The 24,487-nt window shown below is 65.0% G+C and carries 21 protein-coding genes and 1 pseudogene; 13 read left to right on the top strand and 9 right to left on the bottom strand.

Annotated elements, in window-relative coordinates:
• Complete coding sequence (locus QCE73_RS34490) at window positions 1–1,188, top strand: porin (RefSeq protein ID WP_309885401.1); 1,188 nt, start codon at window positions 1–3, stop codon at window positions 1,186–1,188.
• 65 nt (window positions 1,189–1,253) lie between these two features.
• Here the strand turns inward: QCE73_RS34490 and QCE73_RS34485 are convergent, their stop codons facing one another.
• A complete protein-coding gene (locus QCE73_RS34485) occupies window positions 1,254–1,736 on the bottom strand; it encodes a MarR family winged helix-turn-helix transcriptional regulator (protein ID WP_035498369.1) in 483 nt (160 codons plus the stop codon).
• 260 nt (window positions 1,737–1,996) lie between these two features.
• Between QCE73_RS34485 and QCE73_RS34480 the strand changes: the two genes are divergently transcribed.
• The 12 genes and pseudogenes from QCE73_RS34480 (at window position 1,997) to QCE73_RS34425 (ending at window position 17,515) form a co-directional block, all read left to right on the top strand.
• The gene (locus tag QCE73_RS34480) at window positions 1,997–3,106 is read left to right on the top strand and encodes a LacI family DNA-binding transcriptional regulator (protein WP_309885400.1); all 1,110 of its coding nucleotides are present in this window, start codon (window positions 1,997–1,999) and stop codon (window positions 3,104–3,106) included.
• Window positions 3,107–3,363: 257 nt separating this feature from the next.
• Window positions 3,364–4,902, top strand: a complete 1,539-nt coding sequence (locus tag QCE73_RS34475) for an ABC transporter substrate-binding protein (RefSeq protein WP_309885399.1) — start codon at window positions 3,364–3,366, stop codon at window positions 4,900–4,902.
• 10 nt (window positions 4,903–4,912) lie between these two features.
• Window positions 4,913–5,848 (top strand): ABC transporter permease, encoded by a 936-nt coding sequence (locus tag QCE73_RS34470; RefSeq protein WP_309885398.1) that lies wholly within the window; start codon window positions 4,913–4,915, stop codon window positions 5,846–5,848.
• Window positions 5,845–6,816: an ABC transporter permease gene (locus tag QCE73_RS34465; protein WP_309885397.1), complete on the top strand. Its 972-nt coding sequence runs from the start codon at window positions 5,845–5,847 to the stop codon at window positions 6,814–6,816. Before QCE73_RS34470 ends, QCE73_RS34465 begins: the two co-directional genes overlap by 4 nt.
• Complete coding sequence (locus QCE73_RS34460) at window positions 6,813–7,646, top strand: ABC transporter ATP-binding protein (protein ID WP_309885396.1); 834 nt, start codon at window positions 6,813–6,815, stop codon at window positions 7,644–7,646. Before QCE73_RS34465 ends, QCE73_RS34460 begins: the two co-directional genes overlap by 4 nt.
• Window positions 7,633–8,442 (top strand): ATP-binding cassette domain-containing protein, encoded by an 810-nt coding sequence (locus QCE73_RS34455; protein WP_309885395.1) that lies wholly within the window; start codon window positions 7,633–7,635, stop codon window positions 8,440–8,442. The genes QCE73_RS34460 and QCE73_RS34455 overlap by 14 nt, the downstream gene beginning before the upstream one ends.
• A 148-nt stretch (window positions 8,443–8,590) precedes the next feature.
• On the top strand, window positions 8,591–9,760 hold the full coding sequence (locus QCE73_RS34450) for a porin (protein WP_309885394.1): 1,170 nt from the start codon (window positions 8,591–8,593) through the stop codon (window positions 9,758–9,760).
• Between the two features lie 78 nt (window positions 9,761–9,838).
• Entirely contained in the window at window positions 9,839–11,950 is a 2,112-nt protein-coding gene (locus QCE73_RS34445) for a hydantoinase/oxoprolinase family protein (protein WP_309885393.1), read from the top strand.
• Window positions 11,947–13,788 carry a hydantoinase B/oxoprolinase family protein gene (locus QCE73_RS34440; RefSeq protein WP_309885392.1) on the top strand — a complete coding sequence of 614 codons (1,842 nt, stop codon included), beginning with the start codon at window positions 11,947–11,949 and terminating at the stop codon, window positions 13,786–13,788. The genes QCE73_RS34445 and QCE73_RS34440 overlap by 4 nt, the downstream gene beginning before the upstream one ends.
• A complete protein-coding gene (gene alr / locus QCE73_RS34435; protein WP_309885391.1) occupies window positions 13,785–14,918 on the top strand; it encodes an alanine racemase in 1,134 nt (377 codons plus the stop codon). The genes QCE73_RS34440 and alr overlap by 4 nt, the downstream gene beginning before the upstream one ends.
• Before the next feature lie 165 nt (window positions 14,919–15,083).
• Window positions 15,084–16,232 (top strand): annotated as a pseudogene (locus QCE73_RS34430) (2-isopropylmalate synthase); the annotation flags it as partial.
• A gap of 188 nt (window positions 16,233–16,420) precedes the next feature.
• Entirely contained in the window at window positions 16,421–17,515 is a 1,095-nt protein-coding gene (locus QCE73_RS34425) for a branched-chain amino acid aminotransferase (RefSeq protein WP_309885390.1), read from the top strand.
• A 79-nt stretch (window positions 17,516–17,594) separates the two neighbouring features.
• Here the strand turns inward: QCE73_RS34425 and QCE73_RS34420 are convergent, their stop codons facing one another.
• From QCE73_RS34420 to QCE73_RS34385, 8 genes are all read right to left on the bottom strand, one after another.
• Window positions 17,595–18,485: a LysR substrate-binding domain-containing protein gene (locus tag QCE73_RS34420; RefSeq protein ID WP_309885389.1), complete on the bottom strand. Its 891-nt coding sequence runs from the start codon at window positions 18,483–18,485 to the stop codon at window positions 17,595–17,597.
• Window positions 18,486–18,560: 75 nt separating this feature from the next.
• Complete coding sequence (locus QCE73_RS34415; protein ID WP_309885388.1) at window positions 18,561–19,286, bottom strand: amino acid ABC transporter ATP-binding protein; 726 nt, start codon at window positions 19,284–19,286, stop codon at window positions 18,561–18,563.
• Window positions 19,287–19,329: 43 nt separating this feature from the next.
• Window positions 19,330–19,986, bottom strand: a complete 657-nt coding sequence (locus QCE73_RS34410; RefSeq protein ID WP_035498348.1) for an amino acid ABC transporter permease — start codon at window positions 19,984–19,986, stop codon at window positions 19,330–19,332.
• Window positions 19,983–20,747, bottom strand: coding sequence for an amino acid ABC transporter permease (locus tag QCE73_RS34405; RefSeq protein WP_309885386.1), 765 nt, complete (start codon window positions 20,745–20,747; stop codon window positions 19,983–19,985). Before QCE73_RS34405 ends, QCE73_RS34410 begins: the two co-directional genes overlap by 4 nt.
• A 43-nt stretch (window positions 20,748–20,790) precedes the next feature.
• Entirely contained in the window at window positions 20,791–21,603 is an 813-nt protein-coding gene (locus tag QCE73_RS34400) for a transporter substrate-binding domain-containing protein (protein WP_309885385.1), read from the bottom strand.
• Between the two features lie 37 nt (window positions 21,604–21,640).
• Window positions 21,641–22,714, bottom strand: coding sequence for an ABC transporter ATP-binding protein (locus tag QCE73_RS34395; protein WP_309885384.1), 1,074 nt, complete (start codon window positions 22,712–22,714; stop codon window positions 21,641–21,643).
• 13 nt (window positions 22,715–22,727) lie between these two features.
• Complete coding sequence (locus QCE73_RS34390; protein ID WP_187603258.1) at window positions 22,728–23,570, bottom strand: ABC transporter permease; 843 nt, start codon at window positions 23,568–23,570, stop codon at window positions 22,728–22,730.
• Window positions 23,567–24,487 (bottom strand): ABC transporter permease, encoded by a 921-nt coding sequence (locus QCE73_RS34385; protein ID WP_404989849.1) that lies wholly within the window; start codon window positions 24,485–24,487, stop codon window positions 23,567–23,569. The genes QCE73_RS34390 and QCE73_RS34385 overlap by 4 nt, the downstream gene beginning before the upstream one ends.

The raw sequence follows: 24,487 nt of genomic DNA, 5'->3' as shown, positions 1-24,487 counted from the left end.
ATGAAAAAGTCCATGCGGCTGGCGGGCGCACTCGTCGTGCTGACGCCGATGACCGCGTTCGCTCAAAGCAGCGTCACGCTCTACGGACTCGTCGATGCGGGCATCAGCTACGCCAACAATGTCGCGCCGAAGGCCGGCGCTGTCGGCGGACGCAAGATTCAGGAGACGAGCGGCGTCGGCGTGCCATCGCGCTGGGGCTTGCGCGGCGTCGAGGAACTGGGCAGCGGAAACACCGCGGTCTTCGTGCTGGAGAACGGCTTCAGCGTCGCGAACGGCACGATGCTGCAAGGCTCGCGTCTCTTCGGGCGTCAGGCCTACGTCGGCCTCGGCAACAGGCAACTGGGCACGGTCACGTTCGGGCGTCAATACGAATCCGTCGTGGACTTCGTAGGCCCGTTCGTGTCCGCGCGGCAGTGGGGCACGCAATACGGCGCGCATGTCGGCGATATCGACAATCTCTACACCACGTTTCGCATCAACAACGCGGTCAAGTATCAAAGCGCGACGCTGTGGGGCATCACGCTGGGCGGTCTATACGCGTTCAGCAATCAGGCCGCGGGGCCGGGCGGGACGGGCTTCGCGAACAATCGCGCATGGAGTGTCGGCGGCAGCTATACGCACGATGCATTCTCGTTCGGCGTCGGGCATTTTCATCTGAGCAACCCGTCGGCGGGCGGAACGGATGGCAGCAATACATCGGGCGCGGTGGTCGGGGACTATTCGAATCCCACGGCCATCTTTTATACGCGGCCGGTGACATCGCACGAAGTGACGGCGGTGGGCGCCGCCTATGCGCTCGGCGCGTTCACGCTGGGCGGCGCCTATACATACGCGCGCCTGAGCTATGCAGATCACACGAGCTTTTCGATGTCCAACTACGAGGCCAACGCGCGATACCGCTTCACGCCGGCGCTGGTAGCGGGCATCGCGGCGATATACAGCGTCGGGGACGTCGGGGGCGCGTCCTCGATCGCCAATATCAGCGACGGGCCGCATCCGCACTGGCTGCAATTCAACGCCGGTCTGATCTATTCGCTGAGCAAGCGCACGGATGTCTACGGTGCTGTCGTGTATCAGAAGGCGTTGAATGGCGCACTGACTGCCGCGATCGTGAATGTCGGCGGACCGAGCGGCACGAACTCGCGGTATCAGATTGCGACGACCGCCGGTGTACGGCACAGGTTTTGAACGCGGCACGAAAGTCTGGGGCCGGACTGCAATTGCATCGGCCGATACCGTGCCGCGGGCGCTGCCTACTCACCTGACGACGCCGCTTCGCCCTCCGACCACGGACTGAAACCGCTCTCCAGCACACTGCGCAATGAATTGCGCAATGCCTCGGCGCGCTTTTGTCCGAAGCTGTCTTCGAACTCCCGCTGAACCGCTTGCCACAGCGGAAACGCCATCCGATAACGCGATAACCCTGCGCTCGTGATAACCACCTTTCTTACGCGCCGATCTTCGCCAGGCACCATTTCGAGCAGCCCGTCACGATCGAGCGGCTTCAGGTTTGCCGACAGGGTGGTGCGGTCCATCGCCATCGACTCCGCGAGCTCGCCGATGGTGAGCGGTCCATTGCGGGCGAGCCTGTACAGGATCGAGAATTGAGTCGACCGGAGGTTCGACGGGCTTAAGGCCTGATCGTATGCTGCCGTGAGATATCGCGCGGCCTGACGTGCCGCGAGACAGGTGCAGGTTCCGTCGATGTTTTCTACGCGTTCCTTTCTCGATGCCATCTTGCGTTCGTTTCGTTTGAAGTCGATGTCGTGCTTGCTATTGTGTCGCGATTCATCATGATATGTGCATGTCCACGTATAGTAAAGACGGGGTGGGCATGGGCCGGACGTGCGCACTGGAAATGATCCGAGGTTGGCGAAGGCGACGCTCGCGAATACTCGTGCGTCTATTCCGAAGAATCGCAGCAGAGTGCTTATAATCGCAATATATCGATTCACCAAGCGCGATTCGAAACTTTCGTCGACACCGATCAGTGCCTATGCCGAAGCTGAAACCACCAGAGTCCGCACCGCCTTCCACGCGCAGCCGCAAGTCGCCGCAAGGATCGCCGACCGTGCAGGATGTCGCGCGTCTCGCCAAGGTCTCCGTGGGCTCGGTATCGCGCGTACTCAACGGGCGCGACAACGTCGCCCCGGAAATCCGCGAGGCTGTGACGAGAGCGGTCGCGCGGCTGAATTTCGTGCCGAATGCGGTGGCGCGCAGCATGCGCAGCGGGAGCTCGAAGGCGATCGCATGCCTGATCTCGGATATCGCACAGCACACGGCGGCGCAGATGGTCAGCGCCGCCGAAACGCGCTTGCGCGAGCGCGGCTACGAGATTCTCATCGCCAATTCACACTACGACCTGGAGCGCGAGCGCGCGTTTCTCGAAAGCCTGCGCCAGCGTCGCCTCGACGGCCTGATCGGCGTGATCTCCGATGACGAGACGCCCTCGTACTACAACATCCTCCATACGCTGAACATGCCCGTCGTGCTGTGGGAGCGCGACGCGCAAGGCCAGTTCCATTCGGTGCTGACCGATCACGCCGACGGATGCCGTCAGGCCGTGCGCTATCTGGCGTCGCTCGGACACAGGCGGATCGGGCTGGTTGCGGGCCACGAACACACATGGGTCGGACGGGAGATGGTGCGCGGGTACACCGTCGAGTGCGAAGCCGCCGGCATCGCAGTGGATCCCGCGCTCATCCGGCGCACCGACGCCTTCGACGAAGCCGCCTGTCACGCGCTGCTCGCGGGGCCGTCGCGGCCGACCGCGATGGTCGCTCCGCTCAACGACGCCGCGCTGCTGCTGCAGACCGCGCGCGATCTCGGCCTGAATGTGCCGCGCGATTTCTCGGTCGTGTCGGTCGGCGATCATCAATACGCGAGCCTCTGCGCGCCGGCGCTGACCGTCGTGACGCAGGAGCCGCGCGACATCGGCAGGGAAGCGGCGGATCTCATGTTGCAACTGCTCGACGGCACCGCGCCGCCGGGCATCCGACGGTCACGGCATCCGATGCGCATGATCATCCGCGAATCGTGCGCCGCGCCGCCTGCCGCGGCCGCCACGCCGGGTCGCCGCCGGGCGCGGACCGTTCAGCCCGGCTGAGCCTATCAGGGTCAACCCGATTTGACAGCGTGCGTCAAATCGGCGATCTTTCGTGAATCGATTCACCAAGACGATAAACGAAGGGCGCGCGGCAGATTTTTATCGCATTTCCCCGGTTGGAATCGCATTTCGCGCGTTCCTCATTTTTGACTGGTTGACGTGCAAGCATCAGGCTCGTACCGTTCGTGAATCGATTCACGAACGCCAGAACGGGGACACAGAGGACATCAATGAGTTTCGACAGAACCCGAAGACAGATGCTTCGAATCGGCGCAGCGGGGCTCGCTGGCTGCTCGCTGCCGCTCGCTTTCGGCCAGCGGGCACTGGCGGCTCAGGGCGGCGTGCTGACGGTCGCGATCCCGAGCAATCCGCAGACGCTCGATCCGATCAATCAGCCGAATCACGACGTGATGGCGATCAACCAGTTGATCTTCGAGAATCTGGTCGGCATCGATGTCCACGGCCAGCGTGTGCCGCAACTGGCGCGCGCATGGACCGTCTCGCCCGACCGTCTGACGTATCGGTTCGATCTGGAGCGCGGCGTGACGTTCCAGAACGGCCAGCCGTTTTCGTCCGCCGATGTGAAATACAGCTTCGATTACGTGCTCGATCCCTCGCACAAGGCGTTCCGACGCGCGTTCTGGACTGTCATCGATTCGGTGACGGCGCCGGACGCCAACACCGTCGTGATTCGCCTGAAGCGGCCGTATCGGCCCTTGCTCGACTACATGTCGAAATACATGGGCATCTTCCCGGCAGACAGCCGCGAGCAGCATCCGGGCGACTTCTTCCGTCATGCGCCGGTGGGCGTCGGCACGGGGCCGGGGATTTTCGTGCAGTCGCGGGCGAACGACTTCGTCGAACTGCGCCGCAACCCGAATTACTGGCGTCGCAGCGAGCCGCAATGGGAGCGCGTGATGTTCCGCATCATTCCGGAGGAGCCGTCGCGGCTTGCTTCGCTGATGTCGATGCAGACGCAAGTCATCAGCGCGCCGCCCGCGCAGCTTTTCGGGCAGATTCGGCGCTCGCCGGGCATCGCGGGTGACAGCCGGCCGTCGCCGACGAGTCCGCTGATGCTGTGCCTCAACACGCGCAAGGCGCCGTTCGATGATCCCGCGTTCCGTCAGGCCGTCTCTCTCGTGCTCGACCGCGCGAAAATCTGCCGTGACCTGTGCTACGGCGCGGTGAAGGCGAGCAGCATGCCGTTCGCGCCGGATTCGCCGTGGTACGACGCGGCCAGCGCGGCGAGCCTCGATTTCGATCTGGCGAAGGCCCGCGCCGCGCTCGCGCGCTCGAGGTACGCGACGGGCGCATCATTCGATCTGCTGTATGTGCAGCCCGCGTATCTGATCGATACCTCGACCACCGCGCTCTTCATGCAGTCGCAACTGGCATCGATCGGCGTGCGCGCCAATCTTCGGCCGCTCGACTTCGGCCAGATGATTTCGCAGGCGATGGTCGGGAATCATCAGGCGGTGCTGACGGGTTTCATCGCGCCGCCGGAATCGACGTACCTTCTGAACGCGCTGTTCCGTCCAACCGAGAGCCTGTGGAAAGCGACCGGCTACGACAATCCGGCCTTCGTCGATCTGATCGACAAGAGTTACGGGGCGGACGAACCCGCGGACCTCAAGGCGCTGCTCGTGAAGATGCAGCAGACGATCGCGCGCGATGCTCCCGCGGTCTGGATCGGCGCACTGGAAGTGCAGAATCTCTGGCGCAGCGAAGTGAAGGGCTTCCAAGTGAACACGGGCTTCTCGCTCGCGCTCGGCGGCGTGTCCGTCGGGCGGGCATGAGGGATATGCGATGAGAATCTTCTCCAGGTTGCTGTCCTCGCTGATGCTGCTCGTCGTCGTGAGCGCGCTGCTCTTCGCGATGTGCCGCGCGACGCCCGTTTCGCCCGCGCGCCTCACGCTGGGCAGCGACGCGAGCGCCGATCAGATCGCGTCGTTCAACCGTCAACACGGGCTCGACAGGCCGGTCGTCGCGCAATACGGAACGTGGCTCACGCATGCCGCGACGCTCGATTTCGGGCGCTCGTATGTATCGGGCAACGACATCGGGCCGGAGATCGCCGATACGTTGCCGGGCACCGTCGAGCTGGTCACGCTGTCGTTCGTGCTGACGCTCGTCATGTCGATACTGCTCGGCACGATCGCGGCATTGAAAGAGGACGGCGCCGCCGATCACGTGTTGCGGATCGCGGCGATCGTCGGGTTGTCGATACCTTCGTTCTGGCTCGGGCTGCTGCTGATCCGCTATGTCGCGCTCAAGACGGGCTGGCTGCCGGTCGGCGGACTCGCGCCGTGGGCGGATGGCATCGGCGCGCATCTCGGCTCGCTGATCCTGCCGGTGCTGACGATGTCGGTCTATTACATCGCGGTGCTGAGCCGTCTCGTGCGCACGAACATGGTCGATGCGCTTTCGCAGGACTATATCCGCACGGCGCGCGCGCTCGGACTGCCGCGCGGACGCATCCTCGTCTATGCATTGAAGAACGCGTTGCCGTCGCTCGTGAGCACGGCCGCGATGAGCTACGGATACATGTTCGGCTGGGCGCTCATCGTCGAGCAGATCTTCAACTTGCCGGGCGTGTCGCGCGCGCTCCTGACCGCGATCTTCCAGCGCGACTATCCCGCCGTCCAGGCGATCGTGCTCGTGATCACGACGATTTTCATTGTGTCGAACAGTTGCGCAGACCTCGTGCAAGGCGCGCTAGACCCGAAGGTGAACCGCAAATGATGGCCGATTCCTCCTTGCCTGCCGTGCCCGAACGGCCTTCCGCGATGACCGCCACCGCACGCGGCGCGGGCCGCTTCGTGCGCGCCCTGATGCGCGAGCCGACCGGCGCGGTCGGGCTCGTGCTGATCGTGGTGCTGCTCGGCGTCGCGCTGTGTGCGCCGCTCCTGCCGTTGAAGGATCCGTTGAAGCTCTATATCGACCATCGTTTGCAGGCGCCGGGCGCGGAGTTCTGGCTCGGCACCGACCAGGTCGGCCGCGACATGCTGAGCCGCGTGATCTGGGGCGCGCGGGCGTCGCTTGCCATCGGGCTCGCGGCGGTCGCGATCGGCGTCGTGCTCGGCACGGCCATCGGCCTGATCGCGGGCTACAAGGCGGGCACTTGGACCGACGAGCTGCTGATGAAAGCGATGGAAGTGCTCGCGTCGATTCCGCTGCTCATCTGGGCGATCGCGCTCGTCGGCATTACAGGTACGGACACGGTTCATGTCGCGGGCCTCGCGCTCTCCAACGAGACGAAGCTCGTGCTGCTGATCGGCGTGCTCTACGCGCCGGGTCTCGCGCGTCTCACGTATGGTCTGACGCGGGCCGAGGTGCAGGCGGAATACGTCGCGGCGCGCCGTCTTCAGGGCGCGGGCGCGACGCGCATCGTGCTCTCCGACGTGCTGCCGAACATCATCTCGCCTGTGCTCGTCCAAGCGACGCTGCTGCTCGGCGTGACGATCATCGTCGAAGCGTCGTTGAGTTTCATCGGACTGGGCGTGCAGCCGCCGACGCCGAGCTGGGGCGCGATGCTCTCCGATTCCCGCGCGCTGATCTTCACCGATTTCTGGTGGGTCTCGATCTTTCCCGGCGCGGCGGTGTTCGCGAGCGTGCTGGCGTTCAATCTCGTCGGCGACGGCATGCGCACGATCCTCGATCCGCGGCGCCGTCGCCGCGTGGCCGACGCGACGCAGGGAGGTGCGGCATGAACGGCGCGCTGCTATCGGTGGAAGGGCTGCGGGTCGCTTACGGGCAAGGCCGCGACGCGCTCGAAGTGCTGCACGGTCTCGACCTGACCGTGAGCGCCGGCGAGGCGGTCGGCCTCGTCGGCGAGTCGGGATCGGGCAAGAGCGTCGCGTCGCTTGCCGTGCTCGGCCTGCTCGGTTCGGGCGGGCACGTGACCGGCGGACGCATCGTCTTCGAAGGCGAAGACCTCGCGCGGGCCGGCGAAGCGCGTCTGCGCGAGTTACGCGGCAAGCGTCTGTCGATGATCTTCCAGGACCCGGGTACCGCGCTCAATCCGGCGTTCACGATCGGCACGCAGATCGCCGATGTGATCCGCGCGCATCGTCCGGTGCGTGGCCGCGCGCTCGCGGGCGAGATCGAAGACATCCTCGCGCGGGTCGGCTTCAGGGATCCGCGTCGCGCGGCTCGCGCCTATCCGCACGAACTGAGCGGCGGCATGAAGCAGCGCGCGCTGATCGCGGCGGCAATCGTGTGCGAGCCCTCGCTCCTGATCGCCGATGAACCGACCACCGCGCTCGACGTCACCGTGCAGGCGCAGATCGTCGCGTTGCTGCGCTCGCTGGTGCGCGACCTGAACATGGGCCTCGTCTTCATCACGCACAACCTCGACCTGATGGCGGAGCTGTGTTCGCGCGCCGTCGTGCTGCGTCATGGCGAGGTAGTGGAGCACGGCGAAGTCGCGCAACTTTTCATGCAGCCGGCGCACGCCTACACGCGCCAGTTGATCGACAGCATTCCGCGCCTGCCGCGCGAGGCCATGACCGGGGAGGGCCGCAATCATGCCGCAATCTGATCGCGCCGTGCCGCTGCTTCGTTTGTCCGATGTGGGCAAGTCGTATGCGCTGGGGCGCTCCGCGCTCGCGCGCCTCTTGAGGCGCGAGCACTTTCACGCCGTATCGGCGTTGTCGTTCGATGTCGCGGCGGGCGAGTCGCTCGCGATCGTCGGCGAGAGCGGCAGCGGCAAGTCGACCGTGGCGCGCATGATCGTGCGCCTCATCGAACCGACTGGCGGCGATATCGAGTTCAATGGGCGATCCATCGTGCAACTCGCGGGCGGCGATCTTGCCGCGTTCCGCAAGCAGGTGCAGATGGTGTTCCAGAGCACGATGAACTCGCTCAATCCGCGCAAGACGGTCGCCACGGCGCTCGCCGAAGCCATCGGCCGCGACGGCGTGCCTATTTCCGAACTGCTCGACATGGTGCGCCTGCCGCGCACGGTGCTCGCGCGCCTGCCGCATCAGTTGTCGGGCGGGCAGCGGCAGCGCGTCGGCATCGCGCGGGCGCTGGCGCGTCGGCCGACGCTGCTCGTCGCCGACGAGCCGACCTCCGCGCTCGACGTGTCGATTCAGGCGGAGATCATCCGCTTGCTGCGCGAACTGCATCGCACGGCGGGTGTGACGCTCGTGGTCATCAGTCACGATCTCGCGCTCGTCGGTGAACTGTGCGAGCGCGTCGCCGTGATGCAGACAGGCCGACTCGTGGAAATCGGCAGTGCGAGCCAGGTGCTGCACGCGCCGCGCGAACGCTACACGGCGGAACTGCTTGCAGCGATTCCCCGAGGACTTGCAGGACGGCACGCTGCCGCGTGAGCGGCGCAACAAACCCACTACGCGATTGAATCGAAGCCCGGACATTCGGTGGACTGCATGAAAATCCACGCGATATGAATCGATTCATTCGCGCACATCAATCGTCGCCGCGACCGGACCACCGGCGACGCCAGTCTGGAGAGAAGCAGTGAAGATCAGATCGCTCGGCATGCTCGCGCTCGCGGGCGCGAGTTGTGCGGCCCACGCGCAGAGTTCCGTCACGCTGTATGGCGTCATCAACGAGGCGCTGACGTGGTCGTCGAATCAGGGCGGCCATCACGCCGTGCAACTGACGGGCAACGGCGAGTACGGCAGCCGCTGGGGCCTGAAAGGTGCGGAAGATCTGGGCGGCGGAACCCAGGCGATCTTCACGCTGGAGAACGGCTTCAATCCCGTCAACGGCGCGCTCGGGCAGAACAACCGCATGTTCGGGCGTCAGGCGTACATGGGCGTGGCCAACGCGCAGTACGGCACGCTGACCTTCGGGCGCCAGTACGACGCCATCGTCGGCACGCTACAGACGATGACCTCCAACGGCGCGTGGGGCGGCGTGATGTTCTCGCATCCCTACGACAACGACAACACCGACAACTATCTGCGCGTGAACAACTCGGTGAAGTACACTTCGCCGAACTTTCACGGCTTTACCGGCATCGCGATGTACGCGTTCAGCAACGCGGCCGGCGACTTCTCGAACAATCGCATGTGGTCGGTCGGCAGCATCTATACGCAGGGACCGTTCTCGATCGCGGCGGCTTATTCGCTCTACGACAGGCCCGGCGTCAACACTACGCCGACGGTCAACACCGGCGGCGCGATCACGTGTTGCGATGCGCCGATCACGTCGAAGCGCGAGCAGATCGCGGGCATCGGCGCGTCGTACATTTTCGGGCCGGCGAAGTTCAGCCTGATGTACAGCAACGCGATCTACAACAACGTGGGCACGTCGCTCACGAGCGGCATCAACTATCGCTTCAACAACTACGAGGCGAACGTGCGCTACACGATCACGCCGACTCTGCTGGTCGGCGCGGCCTACACCTACACGAGCGACAACATCACCGGCGGCCCCGATGGGCCCGCGCAGGTGCACTGGCATCAGGTGAACCTGCTCGTCGATCAGATCCTCTCCAAGCGCACGTCGGTCTATCTGGAAGTGATCTGGTTGCGGACCGGCGGCGGGGTGTTTCCGCGCCCGGTCGGCGGTCCGCTGCCGGCGACGTCGGACGGCACGCTCGCTTCGCAGGTCCAGACGATGAGTCCGTCGTCGTCGAAGAATCAGGCGGTGGCGAGCATCGGCTTCGTGCACAAGTTCTGAGCGGCTTTTTTTGACGCTTTAGATGAATCGATTCACTGACGCGCTTTCGGCGGCGTCGAACATGAAGAGGCGGTGAGCATGTCAGAAAGACTTTATCGGGCAGGCGTGGATATCGGCGGGACGTTCACCGATATCGTCGTCATCGACGATCTGGGCGTGGTGCACACGAAGAAGGTGTCGTCCACGCCACAGGACTACGGCGTGGCGATCGTCACGGGACTGGAGGCGTTGCTCGCGTCGCTCGGCGCGACGCCGCGTCAGGTGACCGAGCTCGTGCACGCGACGACCATCGCCACCAACACGGTGCTGGAAGGCAAGGGCGCGCGCACGGCGCTGGTGACGACGCGCGGCTTTCGCGATGTGGTCGAGATCGGCCGGCTGCGCGTGCCGATGCTCTACAACCTCGCGTATCGCAAGCCCGCGCCGCTCGCGAAGCGCCGTCATCGCCATGAAGTCGACGAGCGTCTGAATGCCGACGGCTCCGTCGCGAAGGCGCTCGACGATGCCGAAGTCATCGCGGTGGCCGAACGGATCGCGGCGCAGGATATCGAATCGGTCGCGATCAGCCTGCTGCACGCGTATGCGAATCCGGAGCACGAGATCCGCGTTCGCGACCTGTTGCGCCGTGTGCTCGGCGAGCGCGTCTATCTGACGTGCTCGCACGAGATTCTTCCGGAGATCCGCGAATACGAGCGCACCAGCACGACCGTGGTGAACGCGTATCTCGGACCCGTTGTGGTGAGCTATCTGCACTCCTTGATCGCGAGGCTGCGCGATGTCGGCATGCGCGGGCCGGTGCAGATCATGCATTCGAATGGCGGCGTGATGAGCGCGGCGGCCGTCATGCAGAAGCCGGCGGCGATCATCGAATCCGGTCCGGCGGCGGGCGTGATCGCGGGAGCATCGGTGGCGTCGGCGTCGGGTTATGCGGACTGCATCACCGTCGATATGGGCGGCACGACCGCGAAGGCCGCGATCATCGAGGGCGGCGAACCGGCGCGCACGACGGAATATGAAGTCGGCGCGGGCATCAACCTGAGCAGCAAGCTCGTGAAGGGCGGCGGCCATGCGGTGAAGCTGCCGTTCATCGATGTGTCGGAGATCGGCGCGGGCGGCGGCAGCATGGTGCGCATCGACGCGGGCGGCCTCGTGAAGGTCGGGCCGGACTCGGCCGGTTCCGTGCCTGGTCCGGTTGCCTACGATGCCGGCGGCACGACGCCCACGCTCACCGACGCGGTTCTCGCGCTCGGCTATCTGAATCCGCATTATCTGGCGGGCGGCGAGTTGCGCATCGACCACGCGAAAGCCTGCGACGCGATGCGCGCGCACGTGGCCGAACCGACGAACACGGAACTGCACGAAGCCGCCTACGGCGTGTTCTCGATCGCCGCATCGACGATGACGCGCGCCGTGAAGGCCGTATCGACGTATCGCGGCCGCGACCCGCGCGACTTCGCGCTGTTCGCGTTCGGCGGCAACGGGCCGATCATCGTGCATGCGATCGCCGCGCTGCTCGACATGCGCACGGTGATCGTTCCGCCGAGTCCCGGCGTGTTCAGCGCGCTCGGCCTGCTGTTCTCGACGACCCAGCACGAATTCATGCAGACGATGTTCCGCCGGGTCGATGCCGACGCCGCAGCGCCGCTCTGCGATGCGCTCGAAGATCTGGCCGCGCGCGCCCGCGCCGAGATGATCGAAGAAGGTCTTGCGCGCGATGACATCGAGTTGCGCTGCTCGCTCGATCTGCGTTACGCGGGGCAGGCGTATGAACTCGCCGTGCCGCTCGCGTGGCAATCGGGCGAGGCCGTCGATATCGAGGGAGTGAAGCGCGCCTTTCACGCGGAGCATGAGCGTACATACGGTCATGCATCGCAGGACGATGTTGTCGAGCTCGTCAATCTGCGCGTGCTCGGCAGCCTGAAGTCGGAGCGCTCACGCGTGTACGACGCGCGGCGCGCGGGAGGCGCCCGCGCCGATGCGGGAACGCGCGTGATGCGGCGCGCGTACTTCGGTTCCGCGCACGGTTTCGTCGATACGCCGGTCATCTCGCGCGCGACGCTGCGCGCCGGGCCGCTTAACGGGCCGGTGATCGTCGAGGAATACGACTCGACCTGCGTCGTGCCGCCGGGCGCGCACGCCCGTGTCGACGCGCATGAAAACATCGTCATCACGCTGGGAGACAACACATGACATCCGCCACGCACACGCCGTCTCCGGACGACGCCATCACGCTCGAAATCGTCAAGAATGCGCTCGGCTCGGTGGCGGACGAGATGGCGCTCGTCGTGCTGCGCTCGGCCTATTCGCCGATCGTGCGCGACTCGATGGACTTCTCCACCGCCGTCTTCGACCGGCAAGGCCGCGTGATCGCGCAGGGTCTCACGCTGCCGATCCACCTCGGCGCGTTTCCCGCGGCGATGCGCAACGTGATCGAACGCTTCGGCGCAAGCGGCCAGCCGGGCGACGTCTACGTGATGAACGATCCGTACACCTCGGGCGGCATGCATCTTCCCGACGTGTATCTGATTCAGCCCGTGTTCTTCGGCGGAAGCATCGAAGGCTACGTCGCGACGATCGTGCATCACGCCGATATCGGCGGCATGGCGCCGGGCAGCATGGCGATCGGTGCGACCGAGATCTTTCAGGAAGGCTTGCGCATTCCGCTGCTCAAGCTCTTCGATGCGGGCGAGCCGAATCACACGCTGATCGCGCTGCTCGAAATCAATTCGCGTATGCCCGATCAACTGCGCGGCGATCTGCGCGCGCAGGTCGCGTCGTGTCGTGCGGGCGCGCGCGGCCTTGCGCAACTGATCGAGAAATACGGTGCCGATGGCTTCGCCCGGCTCGTCGATGCGCTGCACGACTATGCCGACCGGCTGACGCGCCAGGCGATCGCCGCGATGCCCGACGGCGAATACTGCTATGACGACTTCATCGACGGCCTGGGCGACCGGCCGCAGCCGATCCGCTTTCGCGTCAGGGTGACGATCGCCGGCGACGAAGTGACGATCGACTGGAGCGGCACCGATGCACAGGTGGCCGGCGCGATCAACGGACCGTTCGCGACGACGCAATCGGTCGCATACGCGGCGGTGCGCTGCGCGATCGGCGTCGACGTGCCGAACTGCGAGGGCTTCTCGCGGCCGGTGCATGTGTTCGCGGAGCCGGGCTCGATCGTCAATCCGCTGGAACCGGCGGCGTGCGCGGCGCGCGGCATCATGGCGTATCGCATGTTCGACGTGCTGCAAGGCGCGTTTGCGCAGATCGTGCCGGATGCGATGCCGGCGCTCGGCGAAGGCGGTCCATCGGTGGTGTCGATCTCGGGACGCGGCGCGGCGGGCAACTGGCTCATCACGGACGGCATCCTCGGAAGCTGGGGCGCAAGCGGGCGGTCCGACGGCAGCGAGGGCATCGCCAATCCGCTCGGCAATCTGTCGAATCAGCCGGTCGAGCTGATCGAGGCGCGCTTGCCCGTCGTCATCACGGAGTATGGTTTCGTGCCGGATTCGGGCGGCGCAGGCAAGCATCGCGGCGGACTTGCGATGCGCCGCACGTATGCGCTGCGCGCGGAAAGCGCGTCGCTGGGCTTGCGCTCGGACCGGCGCGAGCATCGGCCCGCCGGTTCGCACGGCGGACTGGACGGCTCGCCGTCGTTCAATCTGCTCACGCGCGACGGCGAATCCGTGCTGCTGCCGAGCATGCCGAGCTCGGTCATCGCGCTCGGGCGCGACGATCGGGTCTGTCATATCGCGGCGGGCGGCGCGGGCTACGGTCCGCCCTGGGAGCGCGAGCCGCAGGCGGTCCTGGAGGATGTGCTCGACGGACTGATCTCCGGGCGCATGGCGCGCGATCTGTACGGCGTGGCCATCGACGGAGGCGAGATCGATCCTGTCGCGACCGAAGCGGCACGCGCGGCGCTTGCGCAATTGCCCGCCGATGAACTGCGCGCGCGGCAGGACCGCGTCTTCGCCGAATCGAACGGCTTGCAGGAAGCGCTGTCTTTTCAGACCGGCGAGGAGCGGACATGAATGCATCCGCCGACGACCTGCGCGATTACCGTCTGCTGCGTCCCGCGTGGGTGGAGATCGATGAAGGCGCGATCGCCGCGAATCTCGCGGTGGCGCGCAAGCTCGCGGGCGGCGCGAAGATCTGGTTCGTCTGCAAGGGCGATGGCTTCGGTTTCGGCGCGGCGAAGGTCGCGCGCCTCGCCGACGCCGCCGGTGTCGATGGCTTTTGCGTCGGCAGTCCGGAAGAGGGCATGGCGATCCGCGCGGCGGGCGTCATGCGCGACATTCTGCTGTTCGCATCGACGCTGCCGGAGGATGCTGCGCGCGTCGCCGCGCTCGGCCTGATCGTCACGATCCAGAGCATGGAGAGCCTGCGCGCGTTCGTGGCGGCGGGCGTTCCGGTCGATGCGTTCATCGAGATCGATCCGGGCTTCGGCCGTTTCGGTTTTCTCGCGTCGCAATGGGCAGAAGCGTTCGCCGTGCTCGCGCAGCAGTCGAGCGTTCGCCTGAAGGGTGTCTACACGCACCTGAGTTCGCCTGGCGACGAAGCGATCACCGCGCGCCAGGCGGGCGTTTTCGATGCCGCGCTCGCCGATGCGCATTCAGCGGGTTTGCGCGATCTGGAGACGATGCTCGCGAGTTCGCGCGTGATGATCGCGCATCCGGAACTGCGTTACAGCGCGGTCGATCCGGGACGGCTGCTCTACGGCGCGCTCGATGCCGAATGGATGGCGCGCGTGCCGTTGCGCCCGATGCTCAGCGCCATTCGCGGACGCATCATCCATGTGCAGGAGCATCCGGCGGGATCGACGCTCGGTATCGGCTATGCGGCGCCCATTCGTCTCGAACACGCGATGCGCGTGGGCGTCGTGCCGATCGGCTTCGGGGACGGGCTGAATCACGTGCCGCCGTTCGGACGCGTGCTTGTCGGCGGACGCGACGCGACGATCATGGGGCGACGCTCGCTGCAGCACACGGTGATCGATCTGAGCGCGTTGCCCGAGGCCGGCGTCGCCAGCGTCGAGACGATCGTCGGCGAGGACGACGGCGGGTACATCGGCATCGACGAACTGGCCGATGCGATGCGCATTCCGGTGATGGAGTTGCTGCCACGCGTCGTGCGGATGTTGCCTCAGATATCGCGGACTTGAGTCGGGAGATGCGAACCAATCGATGCGGGTTGACCCTAGATTTGCCCGCGTCATCGTTAGCTATAATCGCGCGGTCAGGCGCTGTGATCCAGCGTCACGACAGGCAGGAAGGGTTACCCCCCATTCCCTGATCAACGCAATTGCCGTTCCCCACAGGAGACTGGCATGTCAGACCGACTCATCATTTTCGACACCACCTTGCGCGATGGAGAACAGTCGCCGGGTGCCTCGATGACCAAGGACGAAAAACTGCGCATCGCCCGACAACTCGAACGCATGCGCGTCGACGTGATCGAAGCAGGCTTTGCCGCGAGTTCCGAAGGCGACTTCGAGGCGATTCGGGCGATCGCCGGCGAGGTCAAGGACAGCATCGTCTGTTCTCTGGCGCGGGCGAACGAGCGTGACATTTCGCGTGCCGCCGAGGCGCTGAAGCCGGCCAGCCGGTTCCGCATTCATACCTTCATCGCCACATCCGCGCTGCACATGGAAAAGAAGCTGCGCATGTCGCCCGATCAGGTCTATGAACAGGCGCGGCGCGCAGTGCGTCTCGCGCGCGGTCATACCGATGACGTCGAGTTCTCGCCGGAAGACGCGAGCCGCTCCGACCTCGACTTTCTCTGTCGCGTGATCGAAGGCGTGATCGACGAAGGTGCGACGACCATCAACGTCCCCGATACGGTCGGCTATGCCGTTCCGGATGGCTACGCTGCGTTGATCCGCGAACTTCGCGAACGCATCCCCAATTCCGACCGGGCGGTCTTTTCGGTCCACTGTCACGATGATCTCGGCCTGGCCGTGGCCAACTCGCTCGCGGCTGTCAAGTCGGGCGGGGCCAGGCAGATCGAATGTGCGATCAACGGCCTCGGCGAGCGGGCGGGCAATACGGCGCTCGAGGAAGTCGTGATGGCAGTCAGAACGCGACGGGATGTCTTCGGCCTCGATATGCGCGTGGACACGACTCAGATCGTCGAAGCCTCGCGACTGGTTTCGGAGATCACGGGGTTCACGGTGCAACCCAACAAGGCGGTCGTCGGCGCCAATGCGTTCGCTCATGCGTCGGGCATCCATCAGGATGGCGTGCTGAAAGCGCGCGACACCTACGAAATCATGCGCGCGGAAGACGTGGGCTGGAGCGCGAACAGGATCGTGCTCGGCAAACTGTCGGGTCGAAACGCGTTCAGGCAGCGGTTGCAGGAGCTGGGAATCGAGATCGACAGCGAAGCCGAACTGAATGCGGCGTTCGTTCGCTTCAAGGCGCTCGCCGATCAGGAAGCTTCCGTGTCCGACGACGCACTCGTCGCCTTGTCGCGGCAGGGCAAGATAGCGGATACGGCCGGTTCGCAACCCTGACGACGTGCGCCGGATGCAACGATGCGGTCCGAAGAAGACATGCCTTCGAAAACGCCATTTCCGGGAGACGAACGCGTCCGCGTTCGCTCTCCTTTCATTTCAATCCCTCGCGAGTCTGGTGGGACCCGTCCCGTCATTGGTCGCATGAAAGTATGAAAACCGATATGCCTACACAGTTTGCCGTTTCCCCGAGCGCGACGCCGACGGCGCACGATCAGATCGTCGCGAGCATTTCAAACCCCGTGTTCGGTAAGGTGTTCACCGATCACATGGCAACGATGCGCTGGACCAGCGCGCTCGGCTGGCACGATGCCAAGGTCGAGCCGCGCCGGCCGTTTCAGATTGATCCCGCTTGCGCGGTGTTGCACTATGCGCAGGAAATCTTCGAAGGCATGAAAGCGTACCGCGGCGAAGACGGTTCGATCTCGCTGTTCCGCCCTTTCGAGAACGCCAGGCGCTTTCGTGCGTCGGCCGCGCGTCTTGCCATGGCCGACCTCCCGGAAGCGCTCTTCGTCGATGCGGTGGAATCGCTCGTCAAGGTAGACCGGGACTGGGTGCCCGGTGGCGACAGCAGTCTCTATCTGCGTCCGTTCATGTTCGCGTCCGAGAGTTTCCTCGGTGTGCGCGCGTCCCACGAATATGTGTTCTGCGTCATCGCCTGCCCGGTAGGTCCGTACTTCAAGGCAGGCAAGTCGTCGGTTACCGTCTGGGTGTCCGACCAATACACTCGCGCGGCGCCGGGTGGAACGGGCGCGGCCAAATGCGGCGGCAACTATGCTGCCAGCCTGATCGCGCAGACCGAGGCGGCGGCCAAGGGTTGCGACCAGGTCGTTTTTCTCGATGCCGCCGAGCACAAATGGATCGAAGAGATGGGCGGGATGAATCTCTTCTTCGTCATGGACGATGGCTCGCTGACGACGCCGCCGCTTTCCGGCACGATTCTGCCGGGCATCACCAGAGCTTCGATCATCGAGCTTGCGAAGCGTGAAGGCATCGTAGTCAACGAAACGCCTTATGCATTCGATGCATGGCGTGCGGATGCCGCGAGCGGCCGTGTCCGCGAGGTATTTGCTTGCGGGACCGCTGCTGTCGTCACTGCGGTCGGCGAGGTTCGCCATGCCGCCGGAGAATTTCAGATCGGCGACGGGGGCGAAGGACCGGTGACGCAACGCATGCGCACGCAGTTGACCGGAATCCAGCGCGGCAGGCTCGCCGATCCTCTCGAATGGGTGTATCGCATCGACTGAGGCCGGTTGGGTCTTAAGTCGCGCTCGCCTCTTCGGCATGGGTGCGTGGCGTCACGCGTCGCGCACTCTAGCCGCGAAGTTATCCGACAGCCAAAACAGCATCCCGATTGCGCGTGATCCATTCGCTGAAGAGCTTGACCTTCGGCTGATTCGCGACGCAATCCGGATAGACGAAGTAGTAGCGCGACCCCGTCTCGAGCACGGTGTCGAAGGGCATGACGAGCCGCCGGGCGGCCACGTCTTCGCTGACCAGCGTGCGGTCGCTGATCGCGACGCCGAAGCCCTGCATCGCGGCGTTCGTCGCCAGATCGAGCGTTTCGAATGTCGGGCCGAGCGTCGCGTCGATATCGCTCGCGCCCGCACGATCGAGCCACAGCTTCCAGTCGCGATGATCGCGCGTCGGATGCAGCAGCGCATGATGCGCCAGATCCGCCGCTGCGGCGAGCGGCCGTTCGCTGAGGAGATCGGGCGAGCACACGGGCGTGAGCTGCTCGTTGAAGAGCGGCACGGCGTGCACGTCCGCGCCGGGCGAGGAACCGTAGATGATCGCCGCATCGAACGATTCCACCTGAAAATCGACGTCGTGCTGCCAAGTCGTCGTGATCTGCAATTGCAGTTCGGGATGCTCGCTCTGAAAGCGCATGATCCTCGGCAGCATCCAGCGCATCACGCAGGTCGGCACTTTCAGCGCGAGATCGGTGCGCTGGCGCGTGAGACGCAGCGATACCTCCTCGATGCGCGCGAAGCCCTCTCTCACGACGGGCAGCAGCACGTCGCCTTCAGCCGTCAGCGTCAGCCCCCTTGCGCCCCGCTTGAAGAGGGGAAAGCCGAAATACTCTTCCAGCGTGAGAATCTGTCTGCTGATCGCCCCTTGCGTGAGGCACAGATGCTCCGCCGCACGCGTGAAACTGCGGTGACGCGCGACCGTCTCGAAGATCTGCAGCGCATTGAGCGGAGGAAGTCGTCGCATGGGGCGTGTCTCCGATCATGGAAGGCATGTCAGTCGAAACTATAGTAGCAAGTCCGACGCGACGTGACGGCGGTGTTAGTGGAGTATCTTGCTCAGGAATTCCTGCGCCCGTTCGGAGCGTGGATGCGCAAAGAACGCATCCTTGGCGTCGTCTTCGACGATGCGCCCGTGATCCATGAAGATCACCCGATGCGCGACCTTCCTCGCGAAGCCCATTTCGTGCGTGACGCACATCATCGTCATGCCTTCCTGGGCCAGCTCGACCATCACATCCAGCACTTCGTTGATCATCTCCGGATCGAGCGCGGAAGTCGGTTCGTCGAACAGCATCGCAACGGGGTCCATCGACAGCGCACGCGCGATCGCCACGCGTTGCTGCTGGCCGCCGGAAAGCTGTCCCGGATACTTGTCCGCGTGCGCGCGCAGGCCGACGCGCTGGAGCAGGCGCAGCGCCTTGTCGGATGCTTCGTCTTTCGAGCGCCCCAGCACTTTCGTCTGCGCGAGCGTGAGGTTCTCCGTGATCGACATATGCGGAAACAGCTCGAAATGCTGAAACACCATCCCGACCTTCGCGCGCAGTTTCGACAGATTGGTCCGCTTGTCGTGGACGGCCTCGCCGTTGATCGTGATGCTCCCGCTCTGGAACGGCTCGAGTCCGTTGACCGTCTTGATGAGGGTCGATTTGCCGGACCCCGACGGCCCGCAGACCACGACCACTTCGCCTTTACTGACTGTGGTGGTGCAATCGGCCAGAACCTGAAACTGGCCGTACCACTTCGACACGTTACCGATGGAAATCATGCGCAAATCCGTTTTGAAAGGACGTTGGACACCGAGTCGAGCTTCAGCGATGCCTGCCGATCCGATACCGGCGTTCGAGCGCGCGCGCATACCAGGTCAGCGGAAAGCACATCGCGAAGTACAGCAGCGCGACGAGGGCGTAGATCGGGAAAGGGCGAAACACCGCGTTCGTGATCATGGTCCCGGTCTTGGTCAGTTCCGTGAGCCCGATGATCGACGTGAGCGCCGTGCTCTTCACGACCTGCACGAGAAAGCCGACGGTAGGCGGTACCGCGATCTTCCATGCCTGCGGCCAGACGACATAACGCAACTGCTGCGTCCATGTCATGCCGAGGCTCGCCGCCGCGCTCCATTGACCGCGCGGCACCGCCTCGACGCAGCCTCGCCAGATGTCGGAGAGATAGGCGCCCGTATACAGCGTGAGCGTGACCGTTGCCGCAGCCCACGGCGACACCTCGACGCCCAGCATCGGCAAGCCGAAGAAGCCGAGGAAGAGCTGCATCAGGAGCGGCGTGCCCTGGAACACTTCGACATACAGCACGACGGCCCTGCGCAGCCACGGCAGCGGCGAAACGCGCATGGCGAGCAGCACCAGCCCTGTCAGGCCGCCGCCGGCGAACGCGATCAACGAAAGCAAAACGGTCCAGCGCGCGGCGAGCATCAGATTGCGCGCGATATCCCATAGCGTGAATTCGATCATCGTGAACGCTCCTTCGGAAGGCCGGGATCGGCCACGGCTGCACGCATGGAGAAGAGGCCGCGCAACCCGCGTCGAGGCGCGATCGTGACGCCGCGAGCGGCGCGCCCCGCGAATAGCCGCCGGCCGAGCCGGTTGATCAAGAGGCGCAGCACGATCGACAGCAGCAGATAGATCGCGGTGACGATCACGTAGCATTCGAACGAACGGAAGTTGCGCGACTGAATGAAGCTGGCGGCATGGGTCAGGTCCGGCACCGAAATCTGCGATACCACCGCCGAGCCGAGCATCACGATCAGCACCTGGCCGAGCAACGCCGGAAATACGTTGGCGAGCGCCTGCGGCAACACGACGTGGCGAAAGACGTGCGGACCCCGCAAGCCGAGCGCCATCGCGGCCTGGACCTGTCCGCGCGGAATCGAGTCGATGCCCGCCCGGACGATTTCCGTCGCATACGCACCGAGGTTCACCGTCATCGCAAGCACGGCGGCCTCGATTTCGCCGATGTGCACGCCGAGGCTCGGCAGCCCGAAGAACACGAAGAACAGTTGCACCAGAAACGGCGTGTTGCGAATCAGCTCGACATACGCGGCGACGACGGCACGAAGCGGCTTCGGCCCCGCCACGGCGATGCACGCTCCGCCGATGCCGACCAGACCGCCCAGGAGCGTCGATACGGCGGTGAGGCCGAGCGTGACCGCGACGCCATGCGCGAGCACGTCCAGGTAGAGGCCGAAGTCGCTGAAATCGAACGTGTAGGTCATCGAAGCATCCTCGGCGTGCGATTGAACGAAAAGGCTAGGCGCATCACAGATCGGCCGGCAGCGGCGCGCGCAGCCACTTCTGCGAGATGGCGTTCATCGTGCCGTCCTTCTTCGCGGCGGCGATGGCCTCGTCCACCTTCTGCTTCAGACGCGGCTCGTTCTTGTTCAGGCCCACGTGATCGGGCGAGCTGAAGAGCGAAAACTTCTGCTCGGGATCGATCGAGGGGTGACGGGCGATGATCGTCGCGCCCACGTCGTTACCGACCACGAGCAATTGCGTCTGCCCGGCCAGAAACGCGGAGATCGCGCCATTCGGGTCATCGAATCGCTTGATGGTCGCCGACGACGGCGCGACCTTGCTCACGCTCAGGTCTTCGAGCGTGCCGCGCGCCACCGCGATGCTCTTGCCGCCCAGATCGCCCGCGTTCTTCACGGCCAGCGACTTCGGACCGAACACGGCGAGGTTGTACGGCGCATAGGCTTGCGAGAAGTCGATCACCTTTTCGCGTTCCGGTGTCTTGCCGACCGAGAGCAGCATGTCGGCCTTATGGTCGACGAGGTACGCCATGCGGTTGTCGCCCGTGACCTGAATCAGTTCGACCTTCGCGTTGAGGGTCTTGCCGATCAGACTGGATACGTCGATGTCGTAGCCTTGCGGCTTCATGTCCGGACCGATAGAGCCGAACGGCGGATAGTCCTCGAACACGCCGATGCGCACCACGCCGGATTTGCTGATCGAGTCGAGCGCATCGGCCTGCGCGAGCGGCGCGAATGCGCCGAGGCCCACGACGCCTGCGAAGGCGAGCGTGACGGACGCGCGTTTGAGGAAGCGCTGCACGGAAGTCGTCGTGTTCATAGGGTGTCTCCTGTGACGATGGTTTGGTCTGCGTGAATCAATGCGCGGTACGTGCCGCGATGAGCTTGCAGGCATGCGGCGGCAATTCCGCGAAGATCGGCATGCCAACCCGAAGATCCGGTGTTTCGCGCGGGGTCGTGGCCGCGGTGAGCGTGAAGCCGGCGCAATCGATGGTGGCTTCGAGCGACGAGCCGACATCCCGGATGAACGCCACTTTGCCGGCCAGCACGTTGGGTCCGGGATTGGCCGTGACCGCCTGCATCGATACGTCCTCGGGGCGAATCAGCAAGCGGACGTCATCGGTTGCGGCGCCTGCGCGCGGCGCGCCATCGACTGTGATCTGCTGGCCGTTTGGAAGCGCGATCCGGTTCGTGCCGTCGAGCGTGACGGGCAGGATGTTGCCGAGCCCGATGAAATCGGCGACGAATTCGCTGACGGGATTGCGATAGATATCGAGCGGCTTGCCGATCTGGGCGATGCGTCCTTTTTCCATCACGACGATTTCGTCGGCCATCGTCATGGCCTCGCGCTGGTCATGCGTCACCATGATCGTCGTGATGCCGAGACGTTGTTGCAGCAGACGGATTTCGACCTGCATCGCTTCGCGCAGCTTCGCATCGAGCGCGGAGAGCGGTTCGTCGAGCAGCAGCAGCTTCGGCGACGACGCGATCGCCCGGGCGATGGCCACGCGCTGGCGCTGCCCGCCCGAGAGCCGCGAGACCGGACGGTCCGCCATATGCGGCAACTGGATCAGTTCGAGCAGCTCGGCGACGCGCGCCGCCTGCGCATCTTTCGCGACGCGGCGCAGCCGCAGCGGATACGCGATGTTCTGCGCCACCGTCATGTGCGGGAAGAGCGCGAGCGACTGGAACACCATGCCGAAATCGCGCTGGTTCGCCGGCACGTTCGTCAGATCGCGCCCGGCGAATGCCACGGTCCCCGACGTTGCCGTTTCGAGGCCCGCGATGATCCGCAACAGAGTCGTCTTGCCGCAGCCGGACGGTCCGAGAAAGCACACCAGCTTGCCGTCGGGCACGGCGAGGTCGACGTGATCGACTGCGTACGCGGTGTGAAAGCGCTTCGTCACCGCCTGAAGTGTCAGATGAGTCATGAGGGTTCCCTCGTTAAAGCGCGACGCCTTCGTCGCCGACCAGCTTTTCGAGCAGCCAGATCAGGGCGAAATCGATGAGCACGATGACGACCGCGAACGAAAACACCGTCGGATCGAGCGACGACACGGTGCGGCTGTACAGCCAGACGGGCAGCGTCATCGTGTTGATGTCGTACAGAAAGAACGTCACCGTGAACTCGTTGAAGGAGATGATGAAGGCGAACAGCATGCCGGCGAGAATGCCCGGACGCATGAGCGGCAAGACCACATCGACGATGGCGCGGCGCGGGCTCGCGCCCATCAGGCATGCGGCTTCCTCGAACTCGGGGCCGATCGAGGCGACCGATGCCGCGCAGTTCTTCACGGTGAACGGCAGGACGAGAATCACGTGCGCGATGATGAGCCGCAACAGGCCGAGTTCGACGGGCAGCACGTTGAACACGAGCAGCAGCGAAAGCCCGAGCATCACGAGCGGATAGACGAGCGGCAGCGCCACGAGCTGTTCGATCACGGCCTTGCCGCGAAAGCGGTAGCGCGAGAGCGCGTAGGCGGCGGGCACCGAGACCGCGGTGGCGATGATCATCGTCGAGACCGCGACGATGAGGCTCGTCGTCAGGGCGGTTCCCATCGAGAGCACATCGCTCGCATCGGGCGATACGAACGTGTGCCACGCGGCCTGATACCAGCGCAGTCCGAAGCTCGGCGGCGGGAATTCGAGCGTATCCGAATTGCCGAACGACATCGTGATCATCGTGAGGATCGGCAAGGCTGCGAGAAACAGCACGGTCGTGGCGAGCAGGCTGGTTGCACGGCCCAGTCGTCCGGGCATGGCCGAGGCAAGGCGCAAGGTACTCATGAGCGGGATTCCTCCGTGCGTTGCATGCCGCGCACGAGCCGTTGCGAGACCGACATGACGACGAGCGTCGCCGCCATCAGCACCACGCCGGATGCCGACGCGGCCGGCCAGTTCAGAAGCGGGGCCACCTGGTCGTGCACGAGCACGGCGAGCATGGGCACGCGTCGGCCGCCGAGCAGCAGCGGGACTGCGAACGCGCTCGCGTTGTAGGCGAAGACGAGCAGAGCGCCGGAAACGAGGCCGGGCATCGCGAGCGGCAGGACGATGTGGCAGAGCGTCTGCCAGCGGGTCGCGCCGAGCGTGGCGGCCGCTTCCTCGTAGGCGCGCGAGATGGCGCGCATCGCGCTCGCGAGCGGCAGCACGGCGAGTGGGAACGCGGTCTGGATCAGGCCGAGCAGCACGCCGTTCTCGCGATAGAGCCACTGCACCGGGCGCTGCACGACGCCGGCGGCGAGTAGCGCATGATTGAGCAGGCCGGCCGGTCCGAGCATGACGAGCCAGCCATAGCCTTGTAGCAGCAGGTTGACGAGCAGCGGCAGAAGCACGCCTGCGAGGAGCAGCCGGCGCGCGAGCCGCGACTCCGTGCGCGCCATGGCGAGCGCCACGGGAATCGCCAGCAGCACCGCGCAGACCATGCTTTGAAACGCGAGTTTCAGCGTGAGCCAGAGCGAGTGCAGGAAGTACGAATCGGCGAGGTCCGCGTAATTGCGCAGCGTAAGCGCGTGCCACTCGTTCCCCGACACGCCGAAGCTCATGCGCAGCACCACGAGCGAGGCTGCGACGAGCACGGCGAGAAAAGCCAGGATGGGCGCGAGCAGCACCCACGGCGGCACCCTCGGCAGCGCAGGAGCCGACGCCTGCCCGTGGGCGACGTCTGCCATCGCTGCCGTCCTGCGGCGAAAAAGTAGTGCGGACAT

The organism is Caballeronia sp. LZ029 (assembly GCF_031451275.1).
Lineage (GTDB): Bacteria > Pseudomonadota > Gammaproteobacteria > Burkholderiales > Burkholderiaceae > Caballeronia > Caballeronia jiangsuensis.
The sequence above is the reverse complement of the archived record's forward strand: the minus strand, read 5'-3'. Positions and strand labels throughout refer to the sequence as shown.